The following is a 1334-nucleotide window of genomic DNA, read 5'->3' as shown; positions in this document are numbered from 1 at the left end:
GTTTTGTTAAGTTAAATGAAAATTGAGACCTTGAACTCCTTATGGTATAATGGTTTTACCCCAAACCCGAATACCTCCCTGAAAATCAGAGAAAGGAGATCAAGATCTCATGGATAAAATTATACCACATTGTTGCCCTCGATGCAACTCTCATTCACTTTATAAATATGGCAAAGATAAATTTGGTAATCAAAAATACCAATGCCGCATTTGTAAACATCAATTTGCACCTGATTTTATTTCAAGTGGTTCAAAAGGTGCAAAACCACTTCCGCCGGAACAAAGAAAATATCCTTCGTGTCCTATTTGTGGCAAAGCTGCTTTTCTTCATCACAATTTTGATGATTATTCTAATTATCGTTGCTGTGATAAAAAATGCAATCATTCTTTCTTTCAAGCCAAACCTACAGTAAAAATTCCACCTTCTATGTCTAACATCTTTGGCAAAAATGACTTCAAGCGTATGCGACATAGCATTCATCTTGTTATTACTGCTCTTGTGATGTTCTACATAGGCGGTACTTCTTTCCGTAAGATTGCTTTAAGCCTTAACCTTTTGTATCATATTAAAATCTCTCACGTAACTATCAGCGATTGGTGCAAAAAGTTTGCTCCTATCTTCCATACCAAAATGATTACTTTAATGCCTGCTTTAGACTTTAACTCTGATGAATGGCACGCTGATGAAACTGTTGTTAAAATCAAAGGTGTAAAGCATTATATCTGGTTTATTATTGACAGTGAAACACGTTTTGTTTTAGGCTTTCATTTATCACCACATAGAGATTCTCCTCAAGCCTTTTCTTTGTTTGATAGTGTAAAAGATTACGGGAAACCTAATTCTATTGTTTCTGACCGTTATTCTGCTTACAAGGTACCAACAAAGTCAATATTTGGTGTTCGTCATATTCGTGTTACAAGCTTCAAAGATGATATATCCAACAATGTTATTGAAGCCTTTAACAAACAGTTCAAATACTGGTACAAAACTCGTTATGGCTTTCATTCATTTGAAAGTGCTAACAGTATGATTATGATGTTTGTTTTCTTTTACAACTTCATAAGACCTCACAGTTCACTTTCTAATCTAACCCCTGCTGAAGTTGCCGGTTTTAAATGTTCAGAACGTCAGCGAAACTCTTTGCTACTCGTTAGCTGATTTTTGCCTTAATTAATATACAAATGGTCGCACTGTGATTTGTCATAGGGCGTGCTTTAGCACGTTTATTTTACCCTTGACAAATTTCAGTCGAGCATTTAAAAGCTATTTGGCAAAAATCGGCGGAATTTTGTGAAATCATTATGCTATTTTTTCATTTTAACTTTACAAAACC

At 34.7% G+C, this 1334-nt stretch carries 1 protein-coding gene; it reads left to right on the top strand.

Features of this window, described 5'->3' with window-relative positions:
* The first annotated feature begins 109 nt into the window (after positions 1 to 109).
* Entirely contained in the window at positions 110 to 1159 is a 1050-nt protein-coding gene (locus INF28_RS12720) for an IS6 family transposase (protein ID WP_226393822.1), read from the top strand.
* The last annotated feature ends 175 nt before the right edge of the window (positions 1160 to 1334 follow it).

This window comes from Ructibacterium gallinarum, from assembly GCF_014982785.1.
Taxonomy (GTDB): Bacteria; Bacillota; Clostridia; order Monoglobales; family Monoglobaceae; genus Ructibacterium; species Ructibacterium gallinarum.
Note: the sequence above shows the minus strand (reverse complement) of the source record. Positions and strands in the feature narration are given on the sequence as shown.